At 69.7% G+C, this 13,096-nt stretch carries 15 protein-coding genes; 7 read left to right on the top strand and 8 right to left on the bottom strand.

The features are described from left to right. Positions 1-12: 12 nt before the first annotated feature. Both ilvC and C5708_RS03500 read right to left on the bottom strand, forming a co-directional pair. On the bottom strand, positions 13-1,032 hold the full coding sequence (gene ilvC / locus C5708_RS03495; protein WP_242917857.1) for a ketol-acid reductoisomerase: 1,020 nt from the start codon (positions 1,030-1,032) through the stop codon (positions 13-15). Between the two features lie 162 nt (positions 1,033-1,194). Further along, the gene (locus tag C5708_RS03500) at positions 1,195-2,094 is read right to left on the bottom strand and encodes an RcnB family protein (RefSeq protein ID WP_242917859.1); all 900 of its coding nucleotides are present in this window, start codon (positions 2,092-2,094) and stop codon (positions 1,195-1,197) included. Between the two features lie 137 nt (positions 2,095-2,231). On the opposite strand from C5708_RS03500, the gene C5708_RS03505 reads away from it, so the two are divergent. The 5 genes from C5708_RS03505 to C5708_RS03525 all read left to right on the top strand — a co-directional run bounded on the left by C5708_RS03505 (position 2,232) and on the right by C5708_RS03525 (position 5,550). Next, positions 2,232-2,786 carry a DUF924 family protein gene (locus tag C5708_RS03505; RefSeq protein ID WP_242917861.1) on the top strand — a complete coding sequence of 185 codons (555 nt, stop codon included), beginning with the start codon at positions 2,232-2,234 and terminating at the stop codon, positions 2,784-2,786. Positions 2,787-2,876: 90 nt separating this feature from the next. Beyond that, a complete protein-coding gene (locus C5708_RS03510; RefSeq protein WP_242917863.1) occupies positions 2,877-3,722 on the top strand; it encodes a thymidylate synthase in 846 nt (281 codons plus the stop codon). Beyond that, the gene (locus tag C5708_RS03515) at positions 3,719-4,021 is read left to right on the top strand and encodes a phosphoribosyl-ATP pyrophosphohydrolase (protein ID WP_347566993.1); all 303 of its coding nucleotides are present in this window, start codon (positions 3,719-3,721) and stop codon (positions 4,019-4,021) included. Before C5708_RS03510 ends, C5708_RS03515 begins: the two co-directional genes overlap by 4 nt. A gap of 9 nt (positions 4,022-4,030) precedes the next feature. Further along, the gene (locus tag C5708_RS03520; protein WP_242917865.1) at positions 4,031-4,558 is read left to right on the top strand and encodes a dihydrofolate reductase; all 528 of its coding nucleotides are present in this window, start codon (positions 4,031-4,033) and stop codon (positions 4,556-4,558) included. Between the two features lie 80 nt (positions 4,559-4,638). Next, a complete protein-coding gene (locus C5708_RS03525) occupies positions 4,639-5,550 on the top strand; it encodes an SMP-30/gluconolactonase/LRE family protein (RefSeq protein WP_242917867.1) in 912 nt (303 codons plus the stop codon). On the opposite strand, the gene C5708_RS03530 is transcribed toward C5708_RS03525, so the two are convergent. Next, positions 5,538-6,323 carry a helix-turn-helix transcriptional regulator gene (locus tag C5708_RS03530; protein ID WP_242917869.1) on the bottom strand — a complete coding sequence of 262 codons (786 nt, stop codon included), beginning with the start codon at positions 6,321-6,323 and terminating at the stop codon, positions 5,538-5,540. The genes C5708_RS03525 and C5708_RS03530 overlap by 13 nt on opposite strands. 98 nt (positions 6,324-6,421) lie before the next feature. On the opposite strand from C5708_RS03530, the gene C5708_RS03535 reads away from it, so the two are divergent. Continuing rightward, entirely contained in the window at positions 6,422-7,639 is a 1,218-nt protein-coding gene (locus C5708_RS03535; protein WP_278253697.1) for an MFS transporter, read from the top strand. A gap of 58 nt (positions 7,640-7,697) precedes the next feature. Here C5708_RS03535 and C5708_RS03540 read toward each other — a convergent pair whose 3' ends face one another. The 4 genes from C5708_RS03540 to C5708_RS03555 all read right to left on the bottom strand — a co-directional run bounded on the left by C5708_RS03540 (position 7,698) and on the right by C5708_RS03555 (position 11,364). Further along, on the bottom strand, positions 7,698-8,795 hold the full coding sequence (locus C5708_RS03540) for an NADH:flavin oxidoreductase (RefSeq protein WP_242917871.1): 1,098 nt from the start codon (positions 8,793-8,795) through the stop codon (positions 7,698-7,700). Between the two features lie 155 nt (positions 8,796-8,950). Then, positions 8,951-10,174: an acyl-CoA dehydrogenase family protein gene (locus C5708_RS03545; RefSeq protein WP_242917873.1), complete on the bottom strand. Its 1,224-nt coding sequence runs from the start codon at positions 10,172-10,174 to the stop codon at positions 8,951-8,953. A 6-nt stretch (positions 10,175-10,180) separates the two neighbouring features. Then, on the bottom strand, positions 10,181-10,471 hold the full coding sequence (locus C5708_RS03550) for a putative quinol monooxygenase (protein ID WP_242917875.1): 291 nt from the start codon (positions 10,469-10,471) through the stop codon (positions 10,181-10,183). A gap of 95 nt (positions 10,472-10,566) precedes the next feature. Next, entirely contained in the window at positions 10,567-11,364 is a 798-nt protein-coding gene (locus C5708_RS03555; protein ID WP_242917877.1) for a crotonase/enoyl-CoA hydratase family protein, read from the bottom strand. Between the two features lie 145 nt (positions 11,365-11,509). Between C5708_RS03555 and C5708_RS03560 the strand changes: the two genes are divergently transcribed. Beyond that, the gene (locus C5708_RS03560; RefSeq protein WP_242917878.1) at positions 11,510-12,430 is read left to right on the top strand and encodes a bifunctional helix-turn-helix transcriptional regulator/GNAT family N-acetyltransferase; all 921 of its coding nucleotides are present in this window, start codon (positions 11,510-11,512) and stop codon (positions 12,428-12,430) included. Here C5708_RS03560 and C5708_RS03565 read toward each other — a convergent pair. Beyond that, entirely contained in the window at positions 12,427-13,026 is a 600-nt protein-coding gene (locus tag C5708_RS03565; RefSeq protein WP_242917880.1) for an ABATE domain-containing protein, read from the bottom strand. The genes C5708_RS03560 and C5708_RS03565 overlap by 4 nt on opposite strands. Positions 13,027-13,096 lie beyond the last annotated feature (70 nt).

A 13,096-nucleotide genomic window follows, 5' to 3' on the forward strand; every position in this document is an offset into this window, starting at 1 on the left:
TCGACCGAGAACTTAGTTGCGGGCCTTGTCGACCAGCTTGCCCTTGGTGATCCAGGGCATCATCGCGCGCAGGCGGCCGCCGACCTGTTCGATCTGGTGCTCGCCCAGCAGCGCGCGGCGAGCCTTCAGCGAAGGCTGGCCGGCGATGTTCTCCAGCATGAAGTCGCGCACGAAGCGGCCTTGCTGGATGTCTTCCAGCACGCGCTTCATCTCGGCCTTGGTCTCCGGCGTCACGATCCGCGGACCGGTGACGTACTCGCCGTACTCGGCGGTGTTGGAGATCGAGTAGTTCATGTTGGCGATGCCGCCCTCATAGATGAGGTCGACGATCAGCTTCACCTCGTGCAGGCACTCGAAATAGGCCATCTCCGGCGCGTAGCCGGCCTCGACCAGGGTTTCGAAACCGGCACGGATCAGCTCGACCAGACCGCCGCACAGCACGGCCTGCTCGCCGAACAGGTCGGTCTCGCATTCCTCGCGGAAGGTGGTCTCGATGACGCCCGAGCGGCCGCCGCCGATGGCCGAGGCGTAGGCCAGGCCCAGGTCCTGGGCGTTGCCGGTGGCGTCCTGGTGGACGGCGATCAGGCACGGCACGCCGCCGCCCTTCTGGTATTCGCCGCGCACGGTGTGGCCGGGGCCCTTGGGCGCGACCATCAGCACGTCGATGGTGGCCTTGGGCTCGATCAGCTTGAAGTGCACGTTCAGGCCGTGGGCGAACAGCAGGGCCGCGCCGTCGCGGATGTGCGGAGCGATCTCGTCGCGATAGATGTCGCGCTGATGCTCGTCGGGGGCCAGCACCATCAGCACGTCCGCCCAGGCGGCCGCTTCGGCGACGGTCATGACCTTGAGCCCCTCGCCTTCGGCCTTCTTGGCCGAGGCCGAACCGGGGCGAAGCGCGACGGCTACGTCCTTTACGCCGCTGTCCCGAAGGTTCAGGGCGTGGGCGTGCCCTTGCGAACCATAGCCTACGATCGCCACCTTGCGGTCGAGGATGCGGGCGAGATCGGCGTCGCGGTCGTAGTAGACGCGCATGATTTTGTCTCCAGCAAGCATGAATTCACCGCCGTCGCGCAACGCGACGAGCGAGCGAAGGCCGCTTTCGACCGTTTTTTTGCGCCTGCGTCAAGGGTGCGGCGGATGCGAAAAGCCCCGGAGGGTCGCTCCGGGGCTCGCAAGGGCGGCGCGGGCCGCCCGTCACCAGTAGAAGACGCCGTAGACCACCTGCACGACCTGGCCGGTGTCGGCCTCGACCAGCAGGGCGTCCGGGCCGACGCGCACCCATTCATAGCCCCAGGGGGCGACCGGCAGGCCGTAGCTCCACCAGTCCTGAACGAACCAGCGCGGACCGATGAACGCCCACGGCAGATAGTCGCCATAGGCCCAGCGGCGATAGCCGTAACCGCGCGGATAGTAGTAGGGCGCGACGCGGTAGCTGCGGCCCGGCCGGACGGACGGCGGGTAGTAGCGGCGGTCGTAGCGCGGCCGGTCGCGGTCTGACCAGCCCGGCCGCCCCGAGCCGTTGTTCCAGCCGGGACGGCCGGGATCGCCGGGACGGTTCCAGTCGCCGGGGCGGCGATCCCCCGGCCGGTCGCCCGGACGCCAATCGCCCGGACGCCAATCTCCGGGACGTCCATCGCCGGGCCGTCCGCCATGGCCCCAGTCCGGCCGGTCGGGCGTCGTGGACGGTTGGCCGGGCCCGCCGGGAGGCGGCGTCGGCGTTCCTGGGCGTCCTGGCGGGTTCGACGGCGTGGACGGGTCCCCGGGCCTGCGGTCGCGCCAGTCCGGCCCGCGCCCGCCGCCCCAGCCGGGGGGATTGCGCGCGCCGTCCGGTCCGTTGCGGGACGGCCCGTCCGAACGGTCCTGACGCCAGGAGGGCTGCGGGCCGCCTCCAGGCGCATTCTGAGGCGAGCCTTGGGGCGAGCCTTGGGGCGAACCTTGCGGCGCGCCCTGGGGCTGCTGTTGCGGCGGGTTCTGCGCGGCGGGGCGGCCGCCGCCTTCGCGCCAGCGGCCGCGGTCGCCGTCGGGCGGGTCCGCCAGGGCGGCCGTCCCGCCGAGCAGCGAGAGCAACAGGGCCGCCGTCATCAGGCGTTTCATCGACTTAGACTTTCCTTTTCCGGCGCGCACACGCGCCGATTGTCCCTTCAAGGACTATATTCCGCCCCGGCGAATGAACCGCCCTTGAACGGGAAACGGGGTTCGGGTTCCCTTCGTCCAACCAGGAGATCGCGTCAGTGCCCGCTCATCCCGCAGACGTCGTCGGCTTCTGGCGCCAGGCCGGCGCCGACAAGTGGTTCGCCAAGAACGCGGCGTTCGACGAGGCGATCCGGCTGAAATTCGAGCCGGTGCACCACGCCGCCGCGCGCGGCGAGCACGACGACTGGCGCGAAACGGCCGAGGGCGCCCTTGCGCTGCTGATCCTGCTCGACCAGTTCCCGCGCAATCTCTATCGCGGCTCGGGCCACGCCTTCGCCACTGATCCCCTGGCCCGCGCCGTGGCGCGCCACGCGATCGCCGCCGGCCACGACCAGACGATGGAGCCGGAGCTTAGGCCGTTCTTCTACCTGCCGTTCGAACATTCCGAGGACCCGGCCGACCAGGCGCGCTCCATGCAGCTGTTCGAGGCGCACGACGCCGCCACCGGCGACCTGAGCAGCCTGAAATGGGCGGCGGAGCATCGCGACATCATCGCCCGCTTCGGCCGCTTCCCGCACCGCAACCAGGCGCTCGGCCGCGAGAGCACCGCCGAGGAGCAAGCGTTCCTCGACACCGGCGGCTTCGCCGGCTGACGGCCGCAGGCGGTTGTGGAAAAGCCGAATCAGCGATCCCCCGGCCCGGCCGAATCGCGCGACCCTGCCGACTCTGTTAGGAGGCGCGCCATGAACGCCATCGCCCCCATCCTGGCGCCCCGACCCGCGCCGGACGACCACCCCGAGCGGCAGTATCTCGGCCTGCTGGCCGACGTGCTGGTCAACGGCGTCCAGCGCGGCGACCGCACCGGCACCGGCACCCTGGGCGTCTTCGGCCGCCAGATGCGCTTCGACCTGGCGCGGGGCTTTCCGCTGCTGACCACCAAGAAGCTGCACCTGCGCTCGATCATCGTCGAGCTTCTGTGGTTCCTGCGCGGCGAGACCAACATCGCCTGGCTGAAGGACAACGGGGTCAGCATCTGGGACGAATGGGCCGACGCCGAGGGCGAGCTCGGTCCGGTCTACGGCAAGCAGTGGCGCTCGTGGGCGGCGCCCGACGGCCGCGTGATCGACCAGATCGCCAATGTGGTCGAGGCGATCCGCGCCAACCCCAACAGCCGCCGCCACATCGTCTCGGCCTGGAACCCGGCCGACGTCGACGACATGGCCCTGCCGCCGTGCCACTGCCTGTTCCAGTTCTTCGTGGCCGACGGAAAACTGTCCTGCCAGCTTTACCAGCGCTCGGCCGACCTGTTCCTCGGCGTGCCGTTCAACATCGCCTCCTACGCCCTGCTGACCCTGATGACGGCCCAGGCCAACGGCCTGCAGCCCGGCGAGTTCGTGCACACCCTGGGCGACGCCCACCTCTATCTGAACCATGTCGAGCAGGCGAAACTGCAGCTCTCCCGCGAGCCCCTGCCCTTCCCGACCATGACCCTGGCGCCGAAGACCGACCTGTTCGGCTTCACGCTGGAAGACTTCGCCCTGGAGGACTACCAGGCTCATCCGCACATCAAGGCGCAGGTGGCGGTGTGACCTCGCTGAACACGCTTTCGGACATGGTCGCCCGCGTCTCGGACATCTACGCCGAGCGTTACGGCGTCCGCCGCGACGACGACTGGGCCCTGCTCAAGCTGCAGGAGGAACTGGGCGAGCTGACCCAGGCCCATCTGCGCCTCACCGGCCGCGGCCGGGGCGAGGCCGACGAGACCGGCCGGGCCGACGAGGCCGCCGACGTGCTGTGCATGCTGCTGCTCTATTGCCGCCGTTTCGGGATCGACCTGGAAAGCGCGGTGGCGCGAAAGTGGCTGTCGCACCTCGACCGCGCGGCCTAGAACCCCAGCATGTCCGTGATCCTCACCGTCGGCCCGGTCGCCCGCGCCCGCAACGGCGTCATCGGCCGCGACGGCGGCCTGCCCTGGCGGCTGAAGTCCGACCTGGCGATCTTCAAGGCCTGCACCCTGGGCAAGCCGGTGATCATGGGCCGCAAGACCTGGCAGTCGTTGCCACGCCGCCCCCTGCCCGGCCGCATGAACATCGTCCTGACCAAGGACGGCTCGTTCGCGGAATCCAAGGAGGCGGCCGGCGCGCTGATCTGCGAACGGCTGGACGAAGCCTTGCAGATCGCCCGCGAGCAGGCGGCCGAGGACGGCGTCGACGAAGTCTGCGTCATTGGCGGCGCGGCGGTGTTCGCCGCCGCCCTGCCCAAGGCCCGGCGCGTCTATCTGACCGAGGTCGCGGCCGAGGTTCCCGGCGACGTCGTCTTTCCCGACTTCGACGAGTCCGGCTGGCGCGAGGTGCGGCGCGAGGAACACCCCGCCGGCGAACACGACGACTTCCCCTTCACCTTCCGGGTGCTGGAACGGATCTGAAGGCTAGCGCCGCTTTCAAACGCTTGTTTATAGTCCTCCCCTGAACGCCGCTCGCCAACGAAGCGGCCTGGAGGACGTCCATGGACAGCCAACTCGTCGCCGAAGGTCTGCAGTTTCCCGAAGGCCCCATCGCCATGGCCGACGGCTCGATCATCCTGGTCGAGATCCAGCGCCGGACGCTGAGCCGCATCACGCCGGACGGCGAGCGCGAGACCATCGCCGATGTCGGCGGCGGCCCCAACGGCGCGGCCATCGGCCCGGACGGCGCGGTGTACATCACCAACAACGGCGGCAGCTTCACCTATCACGACGTGGGCGGCGTCAACGTGCCGGGCGCCACCCCGCCCGAGCACGAGGGCGGCCTGATCCAGCGGGTCGACCTGAAGACCGGCGAGGTCCGCACCCTCTACACCGAATGCGACGGCAAGCGCCTGGTCGGCCCTAACGACCTGGTGTTCGACCGCCAGGGCGGCATGTGGTTCACCGACCACGGCTGCTCGACGCCGGACGGCCGCAAGTTCGGCGGCCTCTACTACGCCCTGCCGGACGGCTCGAAGATCGTGCGCTGTCGCGACGGCCTGATCGCGCCCAACGGCGTCGGCCTGTCCCCGGACGAGACCGTGGTCTATGTCGCCGACACCTATCTGGGCCGGTTGTGGGCGTTCGAAGTGGTCGAGCCCGGCGTGCTGGCCGAGGGCCCGCCGTTCCAGCCCGGCCGCGTGGTGTGCAACCTGCCCGGCTATCAACTGCTCGACAGCCTGGCGGTCGAGGCCGGCGGCAAGGTGTGCGTGGCGACCATCATCAACGGCGGCGTCACCGCCTTCGATCCGGACGGCTCGACCGAGCACTTCGCCTTCCCCGACCTTCTGTGCACCAACATCTGCTTCGGCGGGTCGGACATGCGCGACGCCTGGGTCACCGCCTCGGGCAGCGGCAAGCTCTACAAGGCCCGCTGGCCGCGGCCGGGCCTGAAGCTGAACTACAATGCCTGAGACGCGGCGAAGTAGCGGCTGGGCGGCTCGCCGAGCACGCGCTTGAACATGGTGGTGAAGGCCGCCGGGCTCTCATAGCCAAGGTCGAGCGCGACGCCGGTGACGGGCTCGCCCGCCGACAGCCGGGGCAACGCCGCCAGGGCGCAGGCCTGCTGACGCCAGGCGGCGAAGCTCAGCCCCGTCTCGCGACGGAACAGGCGGGTGAAGGCGCTGCGGCTCATGCCCATGGCCTGGCTCCAGTCGTCGATCTCGACCCGCGCGGTCGGGGCGGCCAGGAAGGCGCGGCATCGGGCCGCCAGCGGCGCCTGGCGCGGGAACGGCAGGGACAGCGGCAGGGCGGGCAGCCGGCGCAGCTCGGCCAGCAGCAGCGCCATGATCAGGGCGTCGCGGCCATCGGGGTCGTACTCCAGCGGCAGATCCACCGCCTCCTGCAGCAGCGCCTGCATCAACGGCGTCGCGCCCAGCACCTGACAGTGCCCGGGCATGTCGGCCACGGCGGACGGCTCGATGAACAGGCTGTGCGTCGAATAGCGGCCGACGCCGCGGATCTCGTGCTCGACGCCGAGCGGGATCCACAGGCTGCGCTCGCGCGGCACGACCCAGGCCCCGTCGCCGGTCGTCACCGCCGCGAGGCCGCTGGCGACATACAGCACCTGGCTGCGCAGCGGATGCCGGTGCGCCCGGACCAGATGGTTGGGCGCATAGTCGTTGCCGATCGCCACCACCGGGCGGAGCGCAGTCTCATAGTCGACGCCGCGGGCGTTACGGACCATCTGACCCACTCGCGAAATTCTAAGACCCGCCAACGATTGCGGGTCCACCTTCCTTCCCTATCTTGACCGGCCGTCGAAGTCGAGTTGGGACACGCCGCATGACCGCCATAACCCTGGACCGCCAACGCAACGCCGATACCGGCGGCACGGTGTTCACCGTGCTGTTCGCCATCAGCTTCTGCCACCTGCTCAACGACATGATGCAGTCGCTGCTGCCGGCCATCTACCCGACCCTCAAGACGCAGTTCCACCTTAGCTTCGCCCAGATCGGGCTGGTGACGCTGACCTATCAGCTCACCGCCTCGCTGCTGCAGCCCCTGATCGGCTTCTACGCCGACAAGCGGCCGACGCCCTGGTCGCTGCCGGCCGGCGCCCTCTTCACCCTGGCCGGCCTTTTGGTGCTGTCGATAGCCCGCAACTATCCGGTGCTGCTGGCCGGGGCGGCCCTGCTCGGCATGGGCTCGTCGGTGTTCCATCCGGAATCCTCGCGCGTGGCGCGGATGGCCGCCGGGCCCCGCCACGGCCTGGCGCAGTCGCTGTTCCAGGTGGGCGGCAACCTCGGCTCGGCCATCGGGCCGATCGCCGCCGCCTTCGTGGTGCTGCGCTGGGGCCAGACCAGCCTGGCCGGGTTCTCGCTGATGGCGCTGCTGGCCTGCGCCGTGCTGTGGAACGTCGGGACCTGGTACAAGCACCACGGCCTGGCGCGGCTGAACGCCGGCGGCGGACGGGCCCGCGTCGGCCACGGCCTGCCGCCGCGCAAGGTGATGGGCGGCCTCGCCCTGCTGCTGGTGCTGATCTTCTCGAAATATTTCTATCTGGCCAGCCTGACCAGCTACTACACCTTCTACCTCATCCACCGCTTCCACCTGTCGGTGCGCGACGCCCAGCTGTACCTGTTCATGTTCCTGGCGGCGGTCGCGGTCGGCACCATCGTCGGCGGCCCGGTCGGCGACCGCTTCGGCCGCAAGTACGTGATCTGGTTCTCGATCCTGGGCGTGCTGCCCTTCACCCTGGCCCTGCCCTATGTCGACCTGTTCTGGACCGGCGTGCTCAGCGTGGTCATCGGCCTGATCCTGGCCTCGGCCTTCTCGGCGATCGTGGTGTTCGGCCAGGAGCTGGCGCCGGGCAAGGTCGGCACCATCGCCGGCCTGTTCTTCGGCTTCTCGTTCGGCATGGGCGGCGTCGGCGCGGCGGTGCTCGGCCAGCTGGCCGACGTCACCAGCATCGAGTTCGTCTACAAGGTCTGCGCCTTCCTGCCGCTGCTGGGCGTGCTGGCGGCGTTCCTGCCTGACATCAAGGAAAAGGCGGCGGACTAGGCCCTCCGGCGTCATCCCGGACAGCCTGCAGGGCCGTCCGGGATGACGCAGAACGGGATCAGACCAGCGTGCCCAGCGCCTCGCGATGGAAAGGCTTCAGATCGGCGAAGCGGCCTTCGTGAACTTTCCTGGCCCATTCGGGGTCGACGATCAGGGCGCGGCCGACGCCGACCAGATCGAACTCATCCCGCTCCAGCCGCTCCAGCAGGCCGTCGATCGAGGCCGGCTCGGAGCTTTCGCCGCCGAACGCGGCGATGAACTCGCCGCTCAGCCCCACCGAGCCGACGGTGACGGTCGGCTTGCCGGTCAGCTTCTTGGCCCAGCCGGCGAAGTTGAGGTCAGAGCCCTCAAACTCCGGCTCCCAGAACCGGCGCTGCGAGCAGTGGAAGATGTCGGCCCCGGCGTCGGCCAGCGGCGACAGCCAGGCCTCCATCTCCTTGGGCGTGTGGGCCAGCTTGACCGCGTAGTCCTGCTGCTTCCACTGCGACAGGCGGATGATGACCGGATAGTCCTCGCCGACCGCCTTGCGCACCGCCTTGAGGATCTCGGCGGCGAAATTGGCGCGCTCGGGCAGGCTCGGCCCGCCGAAGGCGTCGGTGCGTTCGTTGGTGCCGTCCCAGAAGAACTGATCGATCAGATAGCCGTGGGCGCCGTGCAGCTCGACCGCGTCGAAACCCAGCCGCTTGGCGTCGGCGGCGGCCTGGGCGAAGGCGGCGATGGTGTCGGCCACGTCCTCGTCGCTCATCGGCTCGGTGAACTTCTTGCCGGGCTTGGACAGGCCAGACGGGCTGTCGACCGGCCCAGGCGCGACCCAGCCCGACTGGCTGCGGGCGGCGCCGACGTGCCAGAGCTGCGGGGCCATCACCCCGCCCTTGGCGTGGACGGCGTCGATCACCTGCTTCCAGGCCGCCAGCTCGGCGTCGCCATGGAAGCGCGGCACGTTGGGGTCGTTCAGCGAGGCGCCGCGCGCCACCCCCGTGCCTTCCGACACGATCAGGCCGACCTCGGCCTCGGCGCGGCGGGCGTAATAGTCGGCGACTTCCTTGGTCGCGACGCCGCCGGGCGAGAACGACCGCGTCATGGGGGCCATGACGATGCGGTTCTTGAGCTTGAGCGACTTCAGCTCGAAGGGACGAAACAGGGCGTCGACGGACATGCGTCGGTCTCCAGAGGATGACGTTCGGATGAAGATAGGTGCTCGAACGGGCGTTTGAAGTGCAGAAAATCTTCAGGATGTTGCAGCGCAACAGAAAACCGCGACGCCTTCCCCCACGCCAGCGCCCGCGCGGCCGAAGGGGAAGGCCCGAGGATTCAGAGCCCCAGCACCAGCTTGGCCATGATGTTCTTCTGGATCTCGTTGGAGCCGGCGTAGATCGAGGCCTTGCGATAGTTGAAATAGGCCGGCGCCACGGGGGCGGCGTAGTCGGGGCCGGGACGCGGCTCGTTGGTCTCGCCGCGCAGTTCGGCCCAGGTGTCCTGGACGAAGGGCGCGGCGTAGGTCCCCACCGCCTCCAGCGCCAGTTGGGTGATGGCCTGCTGGGTCTCCGACCCTTCCAGCTTGAGCATCGACGAGGCCGAGCCCACCGACGCGCCCGAAGAGCGCGAGGCGAAGATGCGCAACTCGGTGGCGTTCAGCGTCTCGACCTTGATCTGCATGTCGGCCAGCTTGCACCGGAACTCCGGATCGTCGATCAGCCGGCCGCCGCCGTCGGCCGCCTCGACCGAGGCGATGCGCCGCACCTTCTTCAGAGCGTTCATCAGGCCCGGCGCGTAGGCGTTGCCGCGTTCGAACTCCAGCAGGTACTTGGCGTAGGTCCAGCCCTTGCCCTCCTCGCCGATGCGCTGGGCGACCGGCACGCGGACGTTCTCGAAGAAGACCTGATTGACCTCCTGCTGGCCGTCGGGCGGCCCGTCGAGGGTCGGCAACGGCCGCACCACGACGCCGGGCGTGTCCATGCGCAGCAGCAGGAACGAGATGCCGTTCTGCGGTTTGGCCTCCTGGCTGGTCCGCACCAGGCAGAACATCCAGTCCGCCCACTGGGCGTGGGTGGTCCAGATCTTGGAGCCGTTCAGCACATAGTCGTCGCCGTCGCGGTCGGCCTTCATCTGCAGGCTGGCCAGGTCCGAGCCCGACCCCGGCTCGGAATAGCCCTGGCACCACCAGACGTCGGAACGCAGAATGGCCGGCAGGTGTTGGGCCTTCTGCTCGGGCGAGCCGAAAGCCATGATCACCGGCGCCACCATCTTCAGCCCCATCGGCGAGGAGGTCGGCACGCCGGCCAAGCTCATCTCCATGTTGAAGATGTAGCGCTGCGAGGGGGTGAAGCCGGGTCCGCCGTATTCGACCGGCCAGTCGGGCGCGACCCAGCCGCGCTCGTACAGCTTCTTCTGCCATTTCACCTGGCCGGCCTTGTCGAGATAGCCGTTCTTGGACTGGGCCATCTGCTGGCGCAGGTCCTGGTCGTAGGCCTCGGCGATCCAGGCGCGGACCTCGTCGCGGAACTTCAGGTCCTCGGGCGAAAAGGCGAGATCCATGGCCGCCTACTCCACCGCGTCGAGGTATTCGATCTCCGGACGACCGGCCAGGGTCGGGCCCATGGCCGCGCCGGCGGCGCGGAAATAGTCGCTGCCGCCGTGGGCCTTGAGCGCGTCCTCATTGGCGTAGAGCTCCAGCACCTTGTAGGTGTTCGGCTCCGCGCGGCTCTTGGTCAGTTGATAGACCAGCGCCCCCGGCTCGTTGGCCTTCACCTTGGCGGCGAGGTCCAGGAACACCTTCTCGAACTCCGCGGCCTTGCCGTCCTGAACCGTGATTGTCGCAACGACGCCGATCATGGCCGTCTCCTCCGAATGCGAATTCAAACGGATGTTAGACGGCTGGCGGCGATGGGCAAGCGTGTCGTGGCGGAAACCTGCCCGGCGCCGCGCGGTCAGGCGCCCTTGAACACCGCCGCCCGCTTTTCGAGGATGGCGTCGACGCCCTCCATGTGGTCGTCGGTCAGGTGCGAGATGGCCTGGGCCGCCGCGCTCATCTCCATCAGGGTGTCGTAGGACGCCGTCTGGCCGTGCTTGAGCAGGCTCTTGGCCAGGCGCAGGGCGTGCGGCGGCTGGGCGGCGATCCTCTCGGCCAGCGCCAGGGCCTCGTCCATCAGGGCTTCGGCCGGGACGGCGCGGCTGACCAGCCCCCACTCGACGGCCTTGGCCGCGTCGATGACGTCGCCGGTGAACAGAAGTTCGGCCGCGCGGCTCATGCCGACCGTGCGCGGCAGCAGCCAGGCGCCGCCGTCGCCGGGGATCAGGCCGAGCTTGAGGAAAGTGACGCCGAACCTCGCGGTGTCGGCGGCGATGCGGATGTCGGTCATGCAGGCGACGTCGCAGCCGAGGCCGATGGCCGGGCCGTTCACCGCCGCGATCGAGGGAACCTCCAGGCCGTAGATCGAACGCACCACCTTGTGGATGTTGCCGCGATAGCCGTCGCGGATGGCGACGCCCGATCCGGCGAAGGCCCCTTCCCGCGCCTTCATCGCCTTGACGTCGCCGCCGGCCGAGAAGGCCCGCCCGGCGCCGGTCAGCACCACGCAGCGGATGTCGCGGTCGGCGTTGACCTGCTCGCAGACCGCCTGGACCTGGTCGCCGTCGCCCGGCGCGCCCAGGGCGTTCATCGCCTCGGGGCGGTTCAAGGTCAGGATGGCGACATGACCGCGCTTTTCCAGCGTCAGCAGGCTCATCGAACGTCTCCCTATGTGTCGGCCACCGGCCTAGCCGGCGGCCGTCGCCGTTTCAACGCAAAAGGCGCGGCGCGGGCGCGGCTATATAGTTGACTCTTGCAACTAATTGTCCGAGTCTCGCCCGCACGCCATAGCGAGACCCGACATGACCGCCGCCGCTCCCGAACAGATCGCCCGCCTGCGCGCCTTCAACCGGCGCTACACGCGGGCCATCGGCCTGCTCGGCGACGGCTATCACGACAGTCCGTTCACGGTGACCGAAAGCCGGGTGCTGTACGAGATCGCCCGCGAAGACGCGGGCTCGGCCGCCGACCTGCAACGCTCGCTCGGCCTCGACCGCGGTCATGTCAGCCGCCTGCTGGCGCGGCTGGAGCGGCGCGGCCTGCTGACCCGCGCCGCCTCGCCCCAGGACGGCCGGCGGCGCGTGCTGGCCCTGACCCAGGCCGGCGAAGCCGCCCTCGCCGAACTGGATCGCGGCTCCCAGCGGCAGGCCGCCGCCCTGCTTGACCCGTTCGCGCCGGCCGTGCGCGAGGCGGCCCTGAACGCCCTCGACGACGTCGAGCGCCTGTTCGGCGAGCCGGCGCCGGCCGAGATCGTCCTACGCGATCCGCGCCCCGGCGACATGGGCTGGATCGTCGAGCGCAACGCGGTGCTCTATGCGCGGGAATACGGCTGGAACAGCGAGATCGAGGCCGTCTGCGCCGAGTTGGTGGCGGCGTTCATCCGCAATTTCGACCCCGCCGGCGAGCGGTGCTGGATCGCCGAACGCTATGGCCGGCGGGTGGGCTGCGTCTATGTCAGCCGCGACAGCGCCGAGACCGCGCGCTTGCGCCTGCTGCTGGTCGAGCCCGAGGCGCGGGGAACGGGCCTGGGCGGGCGGCTGATCGCCGAATGCCTGAGCTTCGCCCGGCAGGCTGGCTATCGCGAAATGGTGCTGTGGACCCACTCGGTCCTGGTCGAGGCGCGCCGCCTCTACGCCCGCGCCGGGTTCGAACTGGTCGAGAGCCATGCCTACATAGCCTTCGGCCATCCCCTGGTCAGCGAGACCTGGCGGATGGACCTCTAGCTCGGCTCCGGGGCCGCCCTCTTCCGCCGCCGGAACTCGGCGACCTTGGCGTTGTTGCCGCAGCCGGACATCGAGCACCAGCGCCGGTCGCCCGAGCGCGAGGTGTCGACGAAGAACAGGGTGCAGGTCTGCGACGCGCACTGACGGATGCGCCCGGCCTGCGGCCCGCCGAACAGCTCTACGGCATGGCGGGCCAGAGTGGCCAGGAAGGCGCCGGCGTCGCCGAACAGCCGCACCCGGCCGTCCGCCTCCAGCTTCGGCGTGGCCGGAACGCCGGCGGCGGCGGCGTTGAGCGTCGCCAGCGCCTCGCCGGGCGGCGAACGCCCGTCCGCGACGGCCCCGGCCAGGACGAAGATCGCCTCGCGCAGTCCGATCGCGACCTTCAGGTCGGCCTCGCCGGCGTCGGGCCTGAAATCCGCCAGGCCGGCCGCCACCAGCCAGCGGGCGAGGTCGTCCGGCGTGTTCAGCCGTTCGCGCGGCTGGGGCTTCAGGCGTCCGGCCAGGGTCGCCGGCAGGTCGATCGCATAGTCCCCGCCCCGGAAGCGGAAGCCGTCCCGCTCCTCGAGGCGAACATCTGAGCCGCTGGTCGTCGCCATCCGTTCCCATTGACAGGGTAGCCGGCCTGTCGCAAGCACAATGTAACCTTCCAAATAGGTTACAACGCCG

It is taken from the genome of Caulobacter sp. CCUG 60055, from assembly GCF_022750545.1.
Lineage (GTDB): Bacteria > Pseudomonadota > Alphaproteobacteria > Caulobacterales > Caulobacteraceae > PUIC01.

Coding starts and splice junctions, on each gene's coding strand:
- ilvC (WP_242917857.1), bottom strand. CDS start 1,032: ATGCGCGTCTACTACGACCGCGACGCCGATCTCGCCCGCATCCTCGAC.
- C5708_RS03540 (WP_242917871.1), bottom strand. CDS start 8,795: ATGTCCGTCGACGCCCTGTTTCGTCCCTTCGAGCTGAAGTCGCTCAAG.
- C5708_RS03535 (WP_278253697.1), top strand. CDS start 6,422: ATGACCGCCATAACCCTGGACCGCCAACGCAACGCCGATACCGGCGGC.
- C5708_RS03560 (WP_242917878.1), top strand. CDS start 11,510: ATGACCGCCGCCGCTCCCGAACAGATCGCCCGCCTGCGCGCCTTCAAC.
- C5708_RS03555 (WP_242917877.1), bottom strand. CDS start 11,364: ATGAGCCTGCTGACGCTGGAAAAGCGCGGTCATGTCGCCATCCTGACC.
- C5708_RS03550 (WP_242917875.1), bottom strand. CDS start 10,471: ATGATCGGCGTCGTTGCGACAATCACGGTTCAGGACGGCAAGGCCGCG.
- C5708_RS03530 (WP_242917869.1), bottom strand. CDS start 6,323: ATGGTCCGTAACGCCCGCGGCGTCGACTATGAGACTGCGCTCCGCCCG.
- C5708_RS03525 (WP_242917867.1), top strand. CDS start 4,639: ATGGACAGCCAACTCGTCGCCGAAGGTCTGCAGTTTCCCGAAGGCCCC.
- C5708_RS03500 (WP_242917859.1), bottom strand. CDS start 2,094: ATGAAACGCCTGATGACGGCGGCCCTGTTGCTCTCGCTGCTCGGCGGG.
- C5708_RS03510 (WP_242917863.1), top strand. CDS start 2,877: ATGAACGCCATCGCCCCCATCCTGGCGCCCCGACCCGCGCCGGACGAC.
- C5708_RS03565 (WP_242917880.1), bottom strand. CDS start 13,026: ATGGCGACGACCAGCGGCTCAGATGTTCGCCTCGAGGAGCGGGACGGC.
- C5708_RS03520 (WP_242917865.1), top strand. CDS start 4,031: ATGTCCGTGATCCTCACCGTCGGCCCGGTCGCCCGCGCCCGCAACGGC.
- C5708_RS03545 (WP_242917873.1), bottom strand. CDS start 10,174: ATGGATCTCGCCTTTTCGCCCGAGGACCTGAAGTTCCGCGACGAGGTC.